We start from the raw sequence: 19153 nt of genomic DNA, 5'->3' as shown, positions 1-19153 counted from the left end.
AACAGCCCCGCAATCTACCGCTTTCTTTTCGGCAAAAATATCCACGGGGAAGGGTCCGGGAGGGGGCAGTCAGCCCTCTCCCGGCGTTTGGCTATCGGGCCGTCCATTCAAGCAGCTGGCTGAAACCGGGCTGTTGCCGCCTCGCAGCAATAGACATCGGCCATAGGGTAGGGGTTGCGCGCCAAGGCATCGACCGCAGCGATCACCCGGTCTGCCTTGGCATCATCCATCAGCGCCGACAGGTTCAGCCGTGTCCAGCCCGGTTTTTCCATCTCTTCGCCACGCAGAATCGCGGCCCGAATGGCCTCCGATTCCGCCGCCGTGATTCCCAACAGCCGATGTGCGTAAGGCCCGGCACAGGCACAGCCCCCGCGCGCCTGAATCCCGTAGACATCCGACAGCAACCGCGTGAAAAGCTGATGATGCAGATAGCCGCCCCGTGCAGAATCCCGCACCCGAAAGGAAAAGATCGGCAAGGCCTCGGCCTTCATATTGCCCATCAAGACGATATTCGGATTGCCCTGCCATACGCCCAGCGCCCGCGCCCGCAGCTCCGCATGTCGCGCCGCCATCCCGGCCCGCGCAATCGCCGCTTTGACAATAAACACCAAGGCCGCCCGAATATCCCCCACCACATTCGGCGTCCCCGCCTCCTCACGCGTGGCAAGATCACAACTGTAATCATGCGCTGTGGGGGACACGAATTTCACCGTCCCGCCGCCGGGTTGGAACATGCGCTGCGAACACACGGCCGCCTTGCGCACGATCATCACCCCCGATGCCCCCGGCCCGCCCACAAATTTATGCGCCGAGACCACAACCGCATCTTTTTCTGCATCGCTTCCGGCCCGCATATCAATGGGAATATAGGGCCCACCCCCAGCATAATCCCACACCGCCAGCGCGCCATAACGCTTCAGCAACCGCGTCACCGCATCCGCATCGGTCAAGATTCCGGTCACATTTGACGCGGCTGAAAATGCGCCCACAACCCGCCGTCCCTTTGCGGCAATCAATTCTGCCTCTAGGGCTGCCATATCCGGCCCGCCGCTGGCCGCCTCGGCAATCTCCACCACCTCGGCCCCGCTTTCGCGCCAGGGCAGGATGTTGGAGTGATGCTCATACGGCCCGATCAGCACCAAGGGATTTTCGCCGCGCGCAACCGCCTCTGGCACGCCCATCAGATGCACCAAACGGTTCAGCCCTGCCGTGGCCCCTGCCCCGGCGAACACCGTCGCAAAGCCTTCATCCGCGCCGCATGCCTGCGCAATAACCGCCCGCGCCTCGCGCCGCATCCGTGTCATCATGCCCCCGCAAAAGGACGCCTCGGTGTGACTGTTGGCATAGAACGGCAGCACCCGCTCCATCACGAAGCCTTCGACCTGCCGCAGCGCCCGGCCCGAGGCGACATAATCCGCATAAAGCAGCTTTTGCGGCCCAAACGGCCCATCAAACGCCGCCCCCTCGCCAATCACCCCATCGCGCAACGCTGCCCCCACATCCGGCATGTCAAGGCTGGCAGCGAAATCTTCAAGGGCGGTGGGCATGGGGTATCTCCTCTTCAAGGTGTTCCCGATCATAGCGTGAAGCGATTGGGGTAAACTTCACCTTTTTCAATTGCAGTTTGGCAATAAATTGGGTCATGTGATCGGATGAAACCCTTAATCCTGGATCAGATAGACCGAGCCATCCTTCGCGCCCTTCAGCGCGATGCCGCCCAATCGCAACGCGAATTGGCCGAAACCGTGGGCCTGTCGCAAAACGCCTGTTGGCGCAGGCTCAAGATCTTGCAAGACTCCGGCCTGATCTCTGGCCAAACCCTGCGGCTGAACGCGGCGCAGCTTGGTCTTGGGCTGACTGTCTTTGTGATGGTTCGCACCCGCCATCACAGCAAGGATTGGCTGGCAATCTTTCGGCGAGAGGTGTTGAACATCCCGCATGTGATCGACTTTTTCCGCATTGCGGGCGATTATGACTACATGCTGAAAATCGTGGCCGAGGATATGAACGCCTTTGACCAAATCTACCAACGCCTGACCGCCAAGGTCGAACTTGAAACCGTCACCTCTTACATCACCATGGAAGCTATCGCCAACGCCCGCGACCTGCCAGTCTAACGCAACCAGAAGTAAAGGTTGAACAGCCCGATCAGGATCGGCTGATGCAGCAGATAGATCATCAGCGAATGCCGCCCCGGCCAGCTGAGCCGCGCCATCAACGGCGACGGCACAGCCCGCACCAATGCGCCCCGCAAAACCATGGCTTGCGCCGCGGCCATTCCCAGCAAGAAGGCGCCGAACCACGGAAACAGCGGTTCATAATCCATCGTCGGCGGAAACCCCGGCGCCAGCCCGACCCATGCCAACCACGGCGTGTCAAACGCCACATCCCGGTAAACCTGCGGCACCACAAGGAAAACCGCAGCCACACCCAGCGTCATCCGCCAGGGCAATCGCAAAAACGCCAAGCCCAGCAGCGATGACAAAGCGATGGAATGCAAAATCCCAAAGAAAATGAACTGCCCCGGCATCGCAAGCCATGTCGCCACCGTGATCAGCAGCGCTGCCCCAGCCACAACCCCAAGCCGCCGCCAAAACGCGGGCCAAACAATCCCGCGGCCCCGAACCTGCCCATGCGACAAAACAAGGCTGAACCCCGCCAGCGCGACAAAACTTCCCGCGACAGCCCGCGCAAAAACCGCCCAAAACCCGGTCACGGCAGTATCCGGCGCGATGAATCCGAACATCCCCAGATCAAAGGTGAAGTGATAAATCACCATGCCCAGCACGGCAACCGCACGCGCCAAATCCAGCCACAAAATCCGTGCGGGTCGCAAATCTTTTCCTGTCACCGTCATCCCCGCCCGCTATGCCGTTTTATCTTATCCCTGCCATAACGCACCCGCCACCAAATGCCGACCCAAATATAGGGCATGCGCCTTGGCCTGCCAAACACGCTTGCCATTTGCCCTGCAGCGCGCAAGGCTATTTGCGGCAGTTAGGCAAGTAAGGCCACCGACCCAAGAAAAGGTTTCGCAATGACGCAGATCACCCCTTTTGGCTACCTTCCTGATGGCCGAACCGTCTGGCAGATCACATTGCGCGGCGGCGGCCTGACGGCACAGATGCTGACCTATGGCGCGACGCTGCGTGACCTGCGGCTTGATGGCCACGCCCCCCCGCTTGTGCTTGGCTTTGACCATTTCGCCCCCTATATCGACCATCCCGGCTATTTTGGCGCCATCGTGGGGCGCTGCGCCAATCGCATCAAGGACGGCCGTTTCACCCTGAACGGCACGCGTTTTCAGTTGGACCCAAACAACGGCCCCAACCACCTGCACGGCGGTAGCAATGGCACCGCGCATCGCCTCTGGACCATTGCCGCACATACGGATCACAGCGCCACCTTCACCCTCATTTCACCCGCTGGTGAAATGGGGTATCCCGGCACGCTTACGATCAGCCTTGTTATATCCTTGCTGCCGGGCGGTGTGCTGGATCTGCAATTTTCCGCCACCACCGATGCCGCAACACTTTGCAACCTTGCCCATCACAGCTATTTCAATTTTGGCGGCGCGAATATCTTGTCGCATCGGCTGCAAATCACTGCTGCACACTACCTGCCCGTTGATGCCGCCCTGATTCCAACCGGACAGGTCGCTGAGACTGCCGGCACAGCCTTTGACTTCCAAACCGCCAAGCCCTTGGCCGCCGCCTGTGCCACCACCGCGATTGATCATAATTTCTGCCTTACCCAGATACCCCAGAACCCCGGCAATTCCCTGCCGTTGCGCCGCGTCGCCGCCCTTTACACCAAGGCCATTGCGATGGACCTGCTTACCGATCAGCCTGGCCTGCAAATATATGATGCCGCCCGAATGAACCTGCCCGTACCGGGGTTGGATGGCAAAATCTACGGCGCTTACGCGGGCCTTGCGATGGAGCCGCAGCTTTGGCCCAATGCCATCAACCACCAAGATTGGGCGCAACCTGTGCTGAACCCCGGACACAGCTACACCCAGCACACCCAGTTCCGCTTTGCCCGGCAATCAACGCCGGAATAACCCATGAAACCGCCCGTACAGGCCTTGCACAAACCAGTGGGCCCTGCCGTTACGAAATGAAAAGGCGCCTTGGGCCTCCATGCCTGCCGGCACAAACCGATCCCCGTGGCCAGCTGGCCATTATCAACCGTGGCTTTTATACGCGGCAAAAGACCAACATCGGCTTGCAAATCACGCTACCCTGTCAACGCATAGCGCGCCAACACGTCATGACGCGGCCCCTCGGGCCTCAGTGTTGATTGATACAGCACCATTTCTTCGGCCAGCCAGGGCCCCGCGCGAAACCCCGCCCCCCGTAGCACCGCCAGTTCAAGCCGTGCGGCGTCTTCGGGCCGCATCGCCGGAAAGCGCCCCAGAGTGATGTGGGGCACAAAGCGGCGGGCAGGCACAACCGCCCCGGCCTCTCGCGCCTGATGCTCTACTTTGGCCTGTAGCCGGCTCAATTGTTCTGAAGGCACCACGGCAGCCCAAACCGAATTTGGCTTGGCCTTGCCGAACACCCCGAAACCCGCCAGCGACAGGTTAAACGGCGGCATCCTTAGGCGCGACAACCCCTCATGCAGCGCCTCCAACGCCTCATCCCGCATCTCGTCCATAAAGCAAAGCGTGATGTGGAACTGGTCGCGATCCACTTTGCGCGGAATGGGCATCAAGAATTGTTGCACCGCCAACTGGCTTTGCACATCATCGGGAATGGTCATCGCCACAAACACCCGCATCACATTCTCACTTCTGCCAAGCCTGCGCCACTTTATCCGCAGTTTGCGCAAGCCTGCAAAACACTGCAAGGGCCTGAACCCTTGAAAATTCTCATATTTTTTATATCTTGAACCATAACCCAAAATATGGCCGCCATCACGGCACGCCCGGCCTTGCAGGCATCACAAAGGATACCATGCCCAAAAACACCGCCCCTTCCGTATCCGTCGCTGCATCCGACGAACCGCGCAACCAATTTGGTGCGCTATGCTGGCGTGCTGGCAAATCAGGGGCCGAGGTCTTGCTTGTTTCCAGCCGCGAAACCGGGCGCTGGGTCATACCCAAAGGCTGGCCCATGAAAGGCCGCTCGGGGCCAGAGGCGGCGGCGATTGAGGCATGGGAAGAAGCCGGGGTCAAAGGCCAGATCACGCTGGCGAAGCTGGGCCAGTTCACATATGAAAAAATCCTCAGGCGCGATACAAAAAAACAAACGGTTCAGCTTTGCATCGTTGAGGTCTTTCCGTTGGAAGTGACCACCCTCGCGCCTGAATTTCCTGAACAACGCCAGCGCCGCCGCAAATGGTTCGCCCCCGAGGCCGCCGCCCGCAAGGTTGCCGAAGCCGAGTTGAGAGCGCTGCTGTCAGCCTTTACCCCACCCCTGACCGCAAGCGCAGCGCCAACAGCAGGGCCGGGGCCCAGCGAAAGCAAGCCGCCAAACCGCCGCAAACGCCAAGGGGACAGGCTTGTATCCTGTCACAAATAGCTTAGGTAAACCCCACCGATGCTTTAACCCGGGCCAAGCGTCAACTTGGCCCACCCCCACCCCGCGACAGGGCCAAAGATGATCCGCTACGCGCTCAAATGTGCCAATGAACACAGCTTTGAAAGCTGGTTTCAATCGGCCTCCGCCTTTGATGCATTGGCAAATGCGGGTCGTATTTCCTGCCCCCATTGCGGCAGCGCCGAGATTATCAAGACCCTGATGGCACCCGCCGTCACGCCCGCCCGCAAGGCAGGCCATCCCCCCCCCGGACAGGCCCCTTTCCACGCCCGCCAACCCACAAGAAAAAGCGCTTGCAGCCTTGCGCGCCGAGGTCGAGGCAAATTCCGATTATGTCGGTAAAAGCTTTGTGGCCGAAGCCCGCAAAATGCACGAGGGCACCGCCGCCCCCCGCGCCATTCACGGCGAGGCCCGGCTGGATGAAGCAAGAAAGCTGGTCGAAGACGGCGTCCCGGTCATGCCCCTGCCCTTTTTGCCGCCGCGAAAACTGAACTGACAGGCCCACACCAACTATCGGGGCCGCCCGCGTGGTCCGCCACGGCGCAGATCAAAGCGTTTCACCGGAAACCTGACTTACATATCGCTGTCTGAAATCAAAGATTTCAACGCGTTATGTGATAGGCCTTGCTTCAAGTCAAAGGCGAAACGCTATGATGGTTACATGCAGAAATATACCCGCACTCACCCCGGCTTTACGCTTGCCGTCACATAATTCACCGAAAGATCCCGGTCCGACAGCGACCAATTCCAGTTGATCGGATTGAAAACCATCCCTTTGCGGTCCACCGGCTTCAAGCCTGCCGCTTCAAGCATCGTATACAGCTCATCCGGGGTGATGAACTTCGACCAGTCATGCGTGCCCTTGGGAAGCCATCGCATGACCCATTCCGCGCCGATGATCCCCATCATAAAGCTTTTCGGATTGCGGTTCAGGGTTGAACAAATCATCAGCCCCCCCGGCTTCAAAAGCCCCTGACAGGCCGTCAAAAACGCTTGCGGGTAGGGCACATGCTCGACCACTTCCATATTCAGAACCACGTCAAAAACCTCGCCATCTTTGGCCAGATCCTCTGCGGCACAGTTTCGATAGTCAATTTCCAGCCCCATTTGCTCGGCATGAAGCTGTGCTATCGGGATGTTCCGCGCGGCCGCATCGGCCCCGACCACTGCGGCCCCCAATCGGGCCATCGGCTCTGAAAGCAAACCACCACCGCAGCCGATATCCAGCAGCCTCAACCCTTTGAAGGGCAAGGCCGCTGTCAAATCCCGACCGAACTCTGCCGCGATCTGGGTCGTGATATAGCCCAGCCGACAAGGGTTGAGCATGTGAAGCGGTTTGAATTTTCCGGCAGGGTCCCACCATTCCGCCGCCATCGCCTCAAATTTTGCAACCTCGGCAGGGTCAATCGTGTTCAAACTCATCTCTCACTCCTTGCAGTTTTTTGCCGGGACGGGCAGGCTTGGGTAACTATATAGGGCAAACATGGACCATAGATCAGGCCAAAAGAGCGCAGCTCAGTATTTATACCCCCCACTGGACCCATACGATCAAAGAATGATGGATATGGGCGAGGGACATCATGTTTATGTTGAACAATCCGGTTGCCCCGATGGGGTGCCGGTCATGGTCATTCATGGCGGGCCGGGGGGTGGGTGCAGCCCGGCGATGCGGCGCTATTTCGACCCCAGGGTTTACCGCATCATCTTGTTTGACCAGCGCGGTTGCGGGCGCTCACGGCCACATGCAAGCGTTACCGAAAATACCACCTGGCATCTGGTTGCGGACATGGAGAAGATTCGGGTTAGTCTTGGGCTAGGCCCGGTTCTTTTGTTCGGGGGCAGTTGGGGCGCGACATTGGCCCTGATCTACGCGATCACCCACCCCGAAAATGTCGTCCATCTGGTGCTTCGGGGCGTCTTTACGATGACCGAGGCAGAGCTGGACTGGTTTTATGGCGGTGGGGCCGGCCGATTCTTTCCTGACCTGTGGGATCGTTTTACCGGGGCCATACCAAAGAACGAGCAGGCCGATTTGATCAAAGCCTATCACCGCCGCCTGTTCTCGGGCGATATGGCCGAGGAAATGCGGTTTGCGCGACTTTGGGCAAACTGGGAAAACGCGCTTGCGAGCATTGATACGCCCCATATCGCCAGCGAAACGCCATCAGAATATGCGCGGGCGTTTTCGCGGCTGGAAAATCATTATTTTGTCAACAAGGGCTTTTTGGATGAGGACCGCTGGATCTTGAAAAACCGCCACCGGATTGAGGCGATCGGGGCCGATATTGTTCAGGGCCGCTTTGATATGGTTTGCCCTCCGGTTTCGGCCTTTGAACTTGCGAAAGGGTGGAAGAATGCCCGCCTGGATCTGATCCCGGCGGCGGGGCACGCCCTGTCTGAACCGGGAATATCGGCGGCCTTGGTTCAGGTAATGAATGACCTGCGAAGCCGCCCTTGGGGCCCTAAACCTTCTGCGCGATAGCGGGAACCGTAGCGGGCCAATGTTGGCCGAAACGTGTGGCTGCCCTGCGCCATGACCAGTCAAGCCGAGGCGGGGTCGGCGATTTGCGACAGCAAGGCAACATCGCAAGCCAAGGCCTCGCCGTTTTTGTGCAAGATGCCGGCATCGCGCAACGCTTGCAGGGCGCGGTTTACCTTTGGGCGGCTGGCGCCAAGAGCAGCGGCGATATCGGACTGATTGATTTCCAGCCGCAAAAGCGGCCTGGGCGGCAATGTGTCGCCGTGAATTTGGCGCAGGGTAAACAGCAAGAATTGGGCAACACGCGCTTCAAGGTTATAGAGCGCCAGGCCCTCCAACTGTTCCGTCGTGTCGCGCAGCATGCGGCAAAGGTAATGCGTGACCGCAATGTGCAGGCTTGGCTCTTGCGCGGCGAGGGCATCAAAATCGCGTTTGGAAAAAACGAACCCCTCGCTGTCAAGCAGGCTTGTTGCATCAGCAGACCGGGGGGCACCATCAAACAAAGACAGCTCGCCAAAAACATCGCCAGCCTCGGCAAGGCGCAAGACCAGCTCTTTTCCCTGCGGGGTGCTGACAGCCAAACGGATTCGTCCAGACATGAGGGCAACCAGATAGTCGCCCGCATCGCCGCGCTGAAACAGCGTTGTGCCGGCAGACCAGCTGCGACGCTGTGCGACAGCAGAGATCTGACGCAAAATCGTATCGTCCAGCGTCTCAAACAGCCGGAATGAGCGCCAGAATGGCAGGTTTGACGGTGATTTCATCGTTTTTCGACCATCGCTCCCTTGTCCAGGTAGCCAACCTAGACTGCGCATCCCCTGGAGGAAAGGGGATTGTCGCTGCGCCCATGCCCGCAGGTGGCTATTGCCGGTCACGACAGGCGAGGCTTTGGTCGGAAAATTTCTGCGATACGCGCCGTAAAAACTTCAGGGCCATATACTTTCGTATAGACAAGCGACCTATACAAAGGTATAGTGTACCTAGATAGAACGGAACCGCATTTACAGTAAGCGATGCCAATATTCAGGCGCGACGCCCCTCCGATACCATAGTGTCGGGGGGGCGCTTTTTTTGCGTTCAACTGGCAGCTATCCGACCCTTCCTCTCGTACCCCAAGGCCAAACTGCGGCCAGATTTCAACCTGCCCACGCGGATGTGTTTTGCCTTGCTGCAGCTACGGCTTTACCGCTCGCCCCTCTCTGAAAAATCAGGGGCGGCCCTTTGCTTGAAACAAAGCTGGATACCTGCAAAGTTGCCCCTATATCCTGTGAACCTTGCCTTCCATAAACCAAAAGGAACAGCCTTTGGCCTACGACAGCCAGCCGATGATTGAAATGCGCAATGTTGCAAAGTATTTTGGCCCGTTTCAGGCCTTGGCTGATATCAATTTCACGGTGCGGCAAGGCGAAAGGGTTGTTGTTTGCGGCCCGTCCGGCTCGGGTAAATCGACGATGATCCGCTGTATAAACCGGCTGGAAGAACATGACGAAGGCACGATCACCGTTGATGGCACGCTACTGGGCGAAAACACCAGGGATATTCGCGCGGTGCGGCAAGAGGTGGGGATGGTTTTTCAGCAGTTCAACCTGTTTCCGCATTTGACGGTTCTGGAAAACCTGACTATTGGGCCGATACGGGTGCGCAAACTGGGCAAGCTGGCGGCCGAGGCTCTGGCGCGCAAATATCTGGAGCGGGTGCATATTCCAGAGCAGGCCGATAAATACCCCAGCCAGCTTTCGGGTGGCCAACAGCAGCGCGTGGCGATTGCGCGGTCTTTGTGCATGGAGCCGCGCATCATGCTGTTTGATGAGCCCACAAGCGCGCTTGACCCCGAGATGATAAGCGAGGTTCTGGAGGTTATGGTGGAACTGGCCGAGTTTGGCATGACCATGGTGTGCGTGACCCATGAAATGGGTTTTGCGCGGCGCGTGGCGGATACGATGGTTTTCATGGAGGCGGGACGGATTGTCGAAACCTCGCCCCCAGAGACGTTCTTTACCAACCCAAAAAGTGACCGTGCCCGCCTGTTTCTTGACCAGATCCTGGAGCATTAGCGTGGCCGCTGTACCTATCTGGGCGCGGCTGAGGCGGGGGGCTTCCTCTGTGCCGGTGTCGTTTCTGATTTACCTTTTGCTGATGTGGGGGCTTGTCGAGGTGGCGCTGAAGGGCGCCGAGGCGATGGGCTACAATTGGCAATGGTACCGCGTGCCGAAATATTTCTTCTCGGCGGGGCCGGAAGGTATCACATTGGGCGAAATTCCCTGGGGGCTGGTCGGCACGATCACCTTGTCAACGCTGGCCTTTGTGCTGGCGCTGGGGATTGGGCTGCTGATCGCCCTGATGCGGCTATCGGACCTGATTATCGGGCGGGCGGTGGCGCGGGTTTTCCTGGAAATCGTACGCAACATGCCCCTTTTGGTACTGCTTTATGTGTTTTACTATGTGTTTGGCCCAATTTTTGGCTTGGACCGCTACACCGCCAGCGTGCTGTGCCTTGCGGTATTTCATGGCGCGCTGATCTCTGAGATTTTTCGGGGTGGGATCAACGCCGTGGCGAAGGGCCAGTGGGAGGCAGCAAATTCAATTGGAATGACCACCCCGCAGATCTATCGCTATATCATCCTGCCACAGTCGATAAAGTTCATGCTGCCGCCGATGACGGGTGAGGTGGTGAATATGATCAAATCATCGGCAATTGTCAGTGTGATCGCGGTGGTAGAGCTGACCACTGTGGGGCGCAACATCATTTCCGACACATATCTCAGTTTTGAAATTTGGTTTACGATTGCCGCAGTCTATATGGCAGTAACGATGCTTATTTCTATCTTTGCCAGCTATCTTGAGCGGCGCTATGCCGTTCAGGATTAGGGCCCATAAATCACGGGGAACGACACAATGAAACTGACAAGACGTATGATGGCGGCCACATTGGGCATGGCCCTTGCCACCGGGTTGGCGCTGCCTGCGGCCGCACAGGACGCGCGGGCTGATCTGTCAAAAGCCAGTGTGATTGAACAGATCAAGGAAAACGGCGTGATCAAAATCGGACTTTCGGTGTTCGTGCCGTGGTCGATGCGCGACAAGAAAGGCGATCTGATCGGATTTGAGCTGGACGTTGGCCGCAAACTCGCCGCCGATATGGGCGTGGATGCAGAGTTTATCCCGACCGCCTGGGATGGCATCATTCCGGCCCTGGTGTCGGGCAAGTTTGATGTGATCATTTCTGGCATGTCGGTAACGCCGGAACGCAACCTTACGGTCAATTTTTCTGATCCCTATGCCTATTCCGGCCTGACGATCATGGCGAATACGGCCATGACAAAGGGCATGGCGTTGGAAGATTACAACAAAAAAGAGGTCACCTTTGCCGCGCGTCGAGGAGCCACCCCTGCGACCGTGATCCAACAGCTTTTCCCCGAGGCCACCTTGTTGCTGTTTGATGAGGATGGCGCGGCCACGCAAGAGGTGCTGAACGGCAACGCACATGCAACCATGATGTCCGAGCCCAGCCCATCTGATGCAGCGCGGCAATACCCCGAAACCATCAGCGTACCGTTTGACCAGACGTTTCTGGCCACAGGCGAAGGGTTTGCCTATCGCAAGGGTGACCCGGACGCGACCAATTTCTTCAACAACTGGATTGCTGTGAACTGGAAAAACGGCTGGTTGAAAGAAAGAAATGACTATTGGTTCAAAGGCAATGCCTGGGCCGATCAGGTTGACCAATAAGACCATTGGCCCGGCGTTCAGCGCCGGGCCAATCTGGGGGGCTTATGCGCCATAAGAAACGCGTCAAACTGCATTGGCTGGATTATCTGATCCTTGCCGTGGTCATTGCCTTCATCGGGGTGATCTGGTTTCGGATTTCCGGTTCTCTGAACTACAAATGGCAATGGGAACGCATTCCGAATTATCTCCTGCGCTGGGATGAGGAGGAGCAGCGCTGGTTCACCAACCTGCTGTTGCAGGGGCTGATAAACACGCTGCGGATCGCGATTTATGCCAGCATTCTGGCCCTGATCCTTGGCACGGTCCTTGGCATTGCCCGCACCGCGCAGAACCTTGCAATACGGCTGGTTGCACGCACATATCTGGAGGTGTTGCGCAATATCCCCCCTGTGGTGGTGGTGTTCATCTTCTTCTTTTTCCTGTCCGAACAGTTGATCGCAGCCTTGAACATGGAACGCTGGGCGCGCGGCATTGCGCGGCAGGATGATATTGCAATCTGGGAGTTTTTCTTTGGCGATATGCGCCGCTTTCCGTCGCTGATTTCCGGGGTGATCGTGCTGGCGCTGTTTGAAAGCGCCTTTGTCGGGGAAATTATACGCGCCGGGATTCAGTCGGTCGGGCGCGGGCAACGTGAGGCGGCGCGGTCAATAGGCATGTCATGGAGCGATGAGATGCGGTTCATCGTGCTGCCGCAGGCATTGCGCAAAGTGCTGCCGCCGCTCTCAAATCAGTTCATATCATTGGTCAAGGACAGCTCTATCATCTCGCTGATTTCGGTGCAGGAGCTGACATATAAAACCGTCGAACTGGTCGCCTCGACCCGGATGATATTTGAGGCCTGGCTGACGACGGCGCTGCTGTATTTCATCCTGTGTTTTGGGCTGTCATTGCTGTTCCGCCGGCTTGAAGGCAGCGGCGCGCGTTAAAAGCAACCTTTGCTTTTTCACATTATCGCAAAGGGGCCGACCTACAAGTGTTACCCATTTAGGCCAGCCCCGCTGATCTGCCTTATTCTGCGGCCAACGCCGCAGCCTTTTCAACCTTCACCGCCGAAAACTTGAATTCCGGGATTTTGCCGTAAGGGTCAATCGCCGGGTTGGTCAGGATGTTCGCCGCCGCCTCGACATAGGCGAAGGGAAGAAAAACCATATCCTCGGCCACAGCACGGTCAGCGCGGGCCATGATGGTGATGCTGCCGCGACGGGTGGTCAGACGCACATGGCCGCCCGGCTCTACCCCCAGACGCTCCAGGGTTTTGGGGTTCAGCGAACAGTTCGCCTCTGGCTCTACCGCATCCAGCACCTTTGAACGTCGGGTCATCGAGCCGGTGTGCCAGTGTTCCAATTGCCGGCCCGTGGTCAGAATCATCGGATATTCGGCATCCGGCACTTCATCGGGCGGAATGATGCTGGCAGGGGCAAAGCGCGCGCGGCCGCCTGCACGCGGAAAACCATCCGAGAAAACAATCGCTTGGCCGGGGTCTGTAGCCGACAGGCTGGGATAAGTGACGCAGCCCTCGGCCTCCAGCCGGTCCCAGGTGATGTTGTTCAGCGACTTCATGTTCAGCTTCATTTCAGCAAATACCTGGGACGGGTGGGTATAGGCCCAGCCAAGCCCCAGACGTTTTGCCAGCTCGGTCGTGATCGCCCAATCCTCGCGCGCGTCGCCCGGTGGCTTGACAGCGGGGCGGCCCATCTGGACCTGGCGGTTGGTGTTGGTCACTGTACCCGATTTTTCGTAGAACGCGGCAGCCGGCAGGATAACATCGGCATAATTCGCAGTTTCGGTCAGGAAAATATCCTGCACGACCAGATGCTCCAGCTTGGCCAGCGCCGCGCGGGCGTGGGTGACATCCGGGTCAGACATCGCCGGATTCTCGCCAAGGATATACATGCTTTTGATCTGGCCTTCGTGCACCGCATCCAGAATTTCGGTGACGGTCAGGCCCTTTTCCGCGCTAAAATCGCCAGACCCCCAGACCTCGGTAAAGGCGTTGCGGATGTTGTCGCTGGTGACAGTTTGATAATCGGGCAGGAACATGGGGATCAGGCCCGCATCAGACGCACCTTGCACGTTATTTTGCCCGCGCAGCGGGTGAAGCCCGGAACCGGGGCGGCCAATTTGCCCCGTCATCAGCGCAAGCGCAATCAGGCTGCGGGCGTTATCGGTGCCGTGGGTGTGTTGCGAAACGCCCATGCCCCAGAAAATCATCGCGGCCTTGGCCCCGGCAAAGGTGCGGGCAACATCGCGCAGAACCTCGGCGGGAATACCGCAGATCGGCGCCATTTTTTCGGGCGCGAAGTTGGCAAGATGGGCCTTCTCTGCCTCCCAATTCTCGGTATAGGCCTCAATATACTGTTGATCATACAGTTTTTCTTCAACGATCACATGCATGATCGCGTTAAGCATGGAAACATCAGAACCGGGGCGGAATTGCAGCATGTGGCTGGCGAAACGGCGCAGGCCAACGCCGCGCGGGTCCATCACGATCAGCTTGCCACCGCGTTTGGTGAATTGCTTGAAGAATGTCGCCGCGACGGGGTGGTTTTCGACCGGATTCGCGCCGATAATGATGGCCACATCGGCGTTTTCGATCTGGTTGAACGTGGCCGTCACCGCAGCCGAGCCGACGTTTTCCATCAACGCGGCGACGGATGAGGCATGGCACAGGCGGGTGCAGTGATCGACGTTATTGTGGCGAAACCCTTGGCGGATCAGCTTTTGGAACAGATACGCCTCTTCGTTCGAGCATTTGGCCGAGCCAAAACCTGCGACCGCCCGGCCACCATGGGCCTCACTCAGGCGCGCCATGCCACCTGCAGCGAAATCCAGCGCCTCATCCCATGAAGCCTCGCGGAAATGGGTTTGCAGGTTACCGGGATCGACATTCAGGCCCTTGGGCATGCCCTCACGCCGGATCAGCGGTTTGGTCAGGCGGTGCGGGTGGTGGATGTAGTCAAAGCCAAAGCGGCCCTTAACGCAAAGGCGGCCCTCATTCGCGGGGCCGTTGATGCCGTCAACAAATTTGACCTTGCCGTCTTTGACCTTCAGGGACACCTGACAGCCAACACCGCAAAACGGGCAGATGGTTTTAACCTCACAATCGAAATCCTTGCTGTCGCCGCGCTGCTGGTCATCCATCACCGTTGCGGGCATCAGCGCACCTGTCGGGCAGGCCTGCACACATTCCCCGCAAGCGACACAGGTACTTGCCCCCATCGGGTCGGCCATATCAAAGGTGGGATAGCTGTCTTGGCCCCGGCCCGACATGCCGATCACGTCATTCACCTGCACCTCACGGCAGGCGCGCACGCAAAGTCCGCAGGAAATACAGGCATCAAGGTTGACGCGCATGGCGACATGGCTGTCATCCAACAGTGGAATGCGGCTTGCTTCCAGCTTGGGCAGGCGGCCCGCCATCGCCCCGGTGGCCGCAATCATATCACCCATATGGGACGAGACATCGCGGTTGACTTCGGGCTGGTCCGTCACCAACATTTCAACCACCATCTTGCGCGCGGCAATGGCGCGGGCAGATTGGGTATGCACAACCATGCCTTCCACCGGCTCGCGGATACACGAGGCGGCCAGCACCCGTTCGCCTTCAACCTCAACCATGCAGGCGCGGCAATTGCCGTCGGGGCGGTAACCGGGGGCTGGTTTGTGGCACAGATGCGGGATGACAAGGCCACGGCCATTGGCAACCTCCCAGATTGACAAGCCGGCTTCGGCAGTAACTTCGCGGCCATCGAGCGTGAATTTCACCGACATCAGATTTCCTCCGCGAAATGTTGCATCACCAGCTTGATCGGGTTGGGGGCCGCCTGCCCCAAACCGCAGATTGAGGCGTCGATCATGACATTCGACAATTCGGTCAATAGCGCTTGATCCCATTTGTCGGCCTGCATCAGCTTGACCGCCTTTTCACAGCCGACACGGCAAGGCGTGCATTGGCCGCAAGACTCGGATTCAAAAAACCGCAGCATGTTCAGCGCGGCATCACGGGCGCTGTCCTGGTGGCCCAGAACAACAACGGCAGCAGAACCGATAAAGCTGCCATGCGGTTGCAGCGTGTCGAAATCCAGCGGGATGTCATGCATCGAGGCGGGAAGCAGCCCCGAAGACGGCCCCCCCGGTTGATACGCCTTGAACCTGTGGCCCGGCGCCATGCCACCAGCCGCCGCGATGATATCGGTGATGGTCGAACCCGCGGGCAACAGATGCACACCGGGGTTTTGGACGCGCCCCGAAACCGAGTAGGACCGCAGCCCCTTGCGGCCATTTTTTTCCACCGATGACAGGATTTCCGGTCCTTCGCGCAGCACGCGCGTTACCCAAAGCAAGGTTTCGACGTTATGCACAAGGGTAGGACGGCCAAAAATACCGACTTGGGCGACAAAGGGCGGGCGATGGCGCGGCATACCACGCTTGCCCTCAATGCTTTCGATCATCGCGGATTCTTCGCCACAGATATAGGCACCGGCACCGCGGCGCAGGTCAATATAGCCGGGCTTGACGATGCCCGCGGCCTCTAGCGCCGCAATTTCCTGCGCCAGAATGTGCAGCACGGCGGGGTATTCGTCGCGCATATAGATAAAGCATGTCTCGGCCTCCACCGCCCAGGCGGCAATCAGCATGCCCTCAAGGAACAGATGTGGCGTGCGCTCCAGATAATAGCGGTCTTTGAACGTGCCCGGCTCGCCTTCATCGCCATTCACAGCGAGGTAGCGGGGGCCTGCATTAGCGCGCACAAAGCCCCATTTCTTGCCCGAAGGAAAGCCCGCCCCGCCAAGGCCACGCAGCCCCGATGCCAGCACCTTGTCTTGCACAACCTCCCAATTACCAGCCAGGCGCAGCCCTTCCAGTTGCGCATAGCCACCGTTTGCGCGGTAAGCCGCCAAGGCTTCGTAGGCGGGAATTTTCGGCGAAAATTCGTGGTTCCTGATCGCTGCATCAACCTTGGCGGGGGTGGCGTGGTCAATATGGCAATGACCGATTTCCAGAACCGGGGCGGAATCGCAGCGGCCCATGCAAGGCGCACGCAAGACGCGCACCTTGGCCGGATCATGCCCGTTCGTCAGCGCATCAAACAACGCATCCGAGCCGGCAATCTCACACGACAGGCTGTCACAGACGCGAATGGTCAGATCGGGCGGGGCGGCCTCATCTTCGCGGCGCGGGTCGAAATGGGCGTAAAAGGTTGCGACCTCCCAGACCTCGGCCATTGAAATACGCATTTCCTCGGCCAATGCACGCAGATGCGCCGCCGAAAGTTGGCCGTATTCATCCTGAATCAGGTGCAGAAATTCAATCAGCAAATCGCGGCGGCGGGGGCTGTTTCCAAGCAAGGATTTCACCTGACCCCATGCGGCATCGTCAAGCTGCCGGCCCTTGGTGGCCCGGCGGCCTTTGCCTTTGCCCGATTTCCACACGCCGTCTTGCTGATCCAGTGCCATTGCCGTTTCCTTTTTTGCCGTATGCCTTACACAGTGTTTCGCATCGGCGCTTTGGTTTACTCAAAACTTCAGAGCCAGTGTTTGGGAAATATCATTCATCAAAACCAAGCATATTAAAACCCATGTTCTGACACTCTGCCAGCCAAGGCAATGGACAGTCACCGGCATTTGACCTAGAAAAAACGGCATGGAATGGGATGAAGATCTGGATGCGCAGGGGCTGCTTTGCCCGCTGCCGGTGCTCAAGACGCGAAAGCGGCTTAAGGCCATGCAAACAGGCATGGTCTTGCGGGTTTTGGCGACAGATCCGGCGGCGGTGATAGACATTCCGCATTACTGTGCAGAATCAGGGCATGCGTTGATTGGCGCGGGCGAAATCGGGCAGGCACAGTATTATTTGATTCGCCGGATTTAAGGTGTTCACGTTGAAACGCCAGGGGTGTTTTTGCCGGGATGTAACCGGGCGCAACCCGTTTCAGCCTATCCCAAAGCTGCTATAGGGCAGGAATTGAACGGCGGTTCCGGGCGTGATGTCTGCGGCCTCATCGGGCAGTTCCACAAGGCCACTGGCCCAAGACAGCCCCGAGATGCGGCCAGAGCCTTCGGAAGCGAAAACCTCGGCATGACCATCAGCATTGATGCGGGCACGCAGATATTCGCGGCGCCCGGCTTTTTTGGATTTGGCAAAGGCTGCGGGCAGGGTAAATCGGGCAGGCTCGGCCCAGTCAGCGCCCGCGAGCGCAAAAAGCGCAGGGCGCGCGAAAATCAGGGCGCAGATCAGCGCTGCCACGGGATTTCCGGGCAAGCCAACGACCGGCACACCCTGCCAAAGCGCCAGCGCCAGGGGGCGGCCGGGTTTCATCGCGATGCGCCAGCTCGATAGGGCGCCCTCGGCCGACAGCAGCCGCGAAACGTGGTCTTCGTCGCCCGCCGAGGCACCGCCAGAGGTCAGGATGACATCGGTGGATTTTGCACCTTCATCAAGATGGTGGCGGATCAGGTCGGGGCTGTCTGGCGTATGGCCAAGGTCAATGGCATCAAACCCCCAGCCCGTGACAAGCGCAAGCAGCATCGGGCGATTGGCGTCATAGATCTGATGCGGGGCAGCATTATGGCTGGTGATTTCATCACCCGTAGACAGCACGCCAACACGCAGCCGACGGTAGGCCTGCACCTGGGTTGTGCCGGTGGCCGCCAAAAGTGCCAGATCTGGGGCGCGAAGTTTGTGCCCGCGCGGCAAGGCAATAGCCCCTTGCGCCAGATCTTCGCCGGCGCGGCGGGTGTTGGCACGGGGTTTGATCGGGCCATCAAAGGCAACGGCATCGGCGCTGATGGCGCAATCTTCTTCCAGCACCACGGTATCAACGCCCTGAGGCAGGATCGCACCAGTCAGGATGCGGATGGCTTGCCCGTTTGGCAGGGTGTCGTAAAATGGTTGACCGGCGGCCGCGCGACCGGCGGCCAAGGGCAGTTGGCAAATGCCCGCACCTGTGGCGGCATGGGCAAAGCCGTAACCATCCACCGCCGAATTGGCATGCGGCGGGTTGGCCCGCAAGGCCAAGACATCGGCTGCAAGAACCCGGCCCAATGCACTTGCAAGCGGTATATCCTCGACCCCCGCGACCGGATGCAAGGCGGCGCGCAGGCGTGCAAGCGCTTCATCAACCGGGGTCCATGCAACACCCTGCGGCATGGCAAAACAATCATTGCGCAGGCGCGGCGGAACAAGGGTTGGCTGTTGGGTCATGGTGACTTTCTAACTTGTTTTCCTGGCCAATACGCGGCTGCCAGCGGTGATTTCGATCTGAAACAGATCGCACAACCAGCCCTTGGTCAGATGTCGGTTGCGCAAATACTGCGAAGTTTGGGGCGCGCTGTGGCAAAAAACCGCGCCCCGAATGGCCTCTTTTTTCGGGCTGGGGCCGCGATCAGTGCCCGCTGGCCAT

At 58.7% G+C, this 19153-nt stretch carries 18 protein-coding genes and 1 pseudogene; 10 read left to right on the top strand and 9 right to left on the bottom strand.

From position 1 onward, the window contains the following. Positions 1–107: 107 nt before the first annotated feature. A complete protein-coding gene (locus VDP61_RS12180) occupies positions 108–1547 on the bottom strand; it encodes an aminotransferase class V-fold PLP-dependent enzyme (protein ID WP_323007154.1) in 1440 nt (479 codons plus the stop codon). A gap of 105 nt (positions 1548–1652) precedes the next feature. On the opposite strand from VDP61_RS12180, the gene VDP61_RS12175 reads away from it, so the two are divergent. Then, on the top strand, positions 1653–2117 hold the full coding sequence (locus VDP61_RS12175) for an Lrp/AsnC family transcriptional regulator (protein ID WP_323007153.1): 465 nt from the start codon (positions 1653–1655) through the stop codon (positions 2115–2117). Here VDP61_RS12175 and VDP61_RS12170 read toward each other — a convergent pair. Further along, positions 2114–2857, bottom strand: coding sequence for a heparan-alpha-glucosaminide N-acetyltransferase (locus tag VDP61_RS12170; RefSeq protein WP_323007152.1), 744 nt, complete (start codon positions 2855–2857; stop codon positions 2114–2116). The genes VDP61_RS12175 and VDP61_RS12170 overlap by 4 nt on opposite strands. A gap of 180 nt (positions 2858–3037) precedes the next feature. Here VDP61_RS12170 and VDP61_RS12165 point away from each other — a divergent pair, with 180 nt between their 5' ends. After that, entirely contained in the window at positions 3038–4063 is a 1026-nt protein-coding gene (locus VDP61_RS12165) for an aldose epimerase family protein (RefSeq protein ID WP_323007151.1), read from the top strand. Between the two features lie 176 nt (positions 4064–4239). Here VDP61_RS12165 and thpR read toward each other — a convergent pair whose 3' ends face one another. Next, positions 4240–4782, bottom strand: a complete 543-nt coding sequence (gene thpR / locus VDP61_RS12160; protein ID WP_323007150.1) for an RNA 2',3'-cyclic phosphodiesterase — start codon at positions 4780–4782, stop codon at positions 4240–4242. Between the two features lie 176 nt (positions 4783–4958). On the opposite strand from thpR, the gene VDP61_RS12155 reads away from it, so the two are divergent. Beyond that, entirely contained in the window at positions 4959–5525 is a 567-nt protein-coding gene (locus tag VDP61_RS12155) for an NUDIX hydrolase (protein ID WP_323007149.1), read from the top strand. Positions 5526–5603: 78 nt separating this feature from the next. Continuing rightward, positions 5604–6039, top strand: a pseudogene (locus VDP61_RS12150) (DUF1178 family protein). Between the two features lie 185 nt (positions 6040–6224). Here VDP61_RS12150 and ubiG read toward each other — a convergent pair. Beyond that, entirely contained in the window at positions 6225–6965 is a 741-nt protein-coding gene (gene ubiG, locus VDP61_RS12145; protein WP_323007148.1) for a bifunctional 2-polyprenyl-6-hydroxyphenol methylase/3-demethylubiquinol 3-O-methyltransferase UbiG, read from the bottom strand. Positions 6966–7026: 61 nt separating this feature from the next. Between ubiG and pip the strand changes: the two genes are divergently transcribed. Then, on the top strand, positions 7027–8025 hold the full coding sequence (gene pip, locus VDP61_RS12140) for a prolyl aminopeptidase (protein WP_323007147.1): 999 nt from the start codon (positions 7027–7029) through the stop codon (positions 8023–8025). A gap of 59 nt (positions 8026–8084) precedes the next feature. On the opposite strand, the gene VDP61_RS12135 is transcribed toward pip, so the two are convergent. Next, entirely contained in the window at positions 8085–8786 is a 702-nt protein-coding gene (locus tag VDP61_RS12135; protein ID WP_323007146.1) for a Crp/Fnr family transcriptional regulator, read from the bottom strand. A 561-nt stretch (positions 8787–9347) separates the two neighbouring features. On the opposite strand from VDP61_RS12135, the gene VDP61_RS12130 reads away from it, so the two are divergent. Genes VDP61_RS12130 through VDP61_RS12115 form a run of 4 tightly spaced genes read left to right on the top strand, consistent with a single transcriptional unit; the run spans position 9348 to position 12677 of the window. Next, the gene (locus VDP61_RS12130) at positions 9348–10076 is read left to right on the top strand and encodes an amino acid ABC transporter ATP-binding protein (RefSeq protein ID WP_323007536.1); all 729 of its coding nucleotides are present in this window, start codon (positions 9348–9350) and stop codon (positions 10074–10076) included. A gap of 1 nt (position 10077) precedes the next feature. After that, positions 10078–10890 carry an amino acid ABC transporter permease gene (locus tag VDP61_RS12125; protein ID WP_323007145.1) on the top strand — a complete coding sequence of 271 codons (813 nt, stop codon included), beginning with the start codon at positions 10078–10080 and terminating at the stop codon, positions 10888–10890. A 27-nt stretch (positions 10891–10917) separates the two neighbouring features. Beyond that, positions 10918–11751, top strand: coding sequence for a transporter substrate-binding domain-containing protein (locus VDP61_RS12120; protein ID WP_323007144.1), 834 nt, complete (start codon positions 10918–10920; stop codon positions 11749–11751). 44 nt (positions 11752–11795) lie between these two features. Next, positions 11796–12677, top strand: a complete 882-nt coding sequence (locus VDP61_RS12115) for an amino acid ABC transporter permease (protein ID WP_323007143.1) — start codon at positions 11796–11798, stop codon at positions 12675–12677. On the opposite strand, the gene VDP61_RS17885 is transcribed toward VDP61_RS12115, so the two are convergent. The 3 genes from VDP61_RS17885 to VDP61_RS12105 are packed head-to-tail and all read right to left on the bottom strand — an operon-like array spanning position 12636 to position 17207. Continuing rightward, positions 12636–12791 (bottom strand): hypothetical protein, encoded by a 156-nt coding sequence (locus VDP61_RS17885; protein WP_415233910.1) that lies wholly within the window; start codon positions 12789–12791, stop codon positions 12636–12638. The two genes, VDP61_RS12115 and VDP61_RS17885, sit on opposite strands and share 42 nt — an antisense overlap. Further along, the gene (gene fdhF / locus VDP61_RS12110) at positions 12760–15522 is read right to left on the bottom strand and encodes a formate dehydrogenase subunit alpha (RefSeq protein WP_323007142.1); all 2763 of its coding nucleotides are present in this window, start codon (positions 15520–15522) and stop codon (positions 12760–12762) included. The genes VDP61_RS17885 and fdhF overlap by 32 nt, the downstream gene beginning before the upstream one ends. Then, a complete protein-coding gene (locus VDP61_RS12105) occupies positions 15522–17207 on the bottom strand; it encodes an NAD(P)H-dependent oxidoreductase subunit E (RefSeq protein WP_323007141.1) in 1686 nt (561 codons plus the stop codon). The genes fdhF and VDP61_RS12105 overlap by 1 nt, the downstream gene beginning before the upstream one ends. Before the next feature lie 187 nt (positions 17208–17394). Here VDP61_RS12105 and VDP61_RS12100 point away from each other — a divergent pair, with 187 nt between their 5' ends. Continuing rightward, on the top strand, positions 17395–17622 hold the full coding sequence (locus VDP61_RS12100; protein ID WP_323007140.1) for a sulfurtransferase TusA family protein: 228 nt from the start codon (positions 17395–17397) through the stop codon (positions 17620–17622). Between the two features lie 60 nt (positions 17623–17682). On the opposite strand, the gene VDP61_RS12095 is transcribed toward VDP61_RS12100, so the two are convergent. After that, positions 17683–18954, bottom strand: a complete 1272-nt coding sequence (locus tag VDP61_RS12095; protein WP_323007139.1) for a molybdopterin-binding protein — start codon at positions 18952–18954, stop codon at positions 17683–17685. Between the last annotated feature and the right edge of the window lie 199 nt (positions 18955–19153).

Origin of the sequence: Pseudorhodobacter sp., assembly GCF_034675685.1 — a bacterium.
GTDB lineage: Bacteria > Pseudomonadota > Alphaproteobacteria > Rhodobacterales > Rhodobacteraceae > Pseudorhodobacter.
The sequence above is the reverse complement of the archived record's forward strand: the minus strand, read 5'-3'. Positions and strand labels throughout refer to the sequence as shown.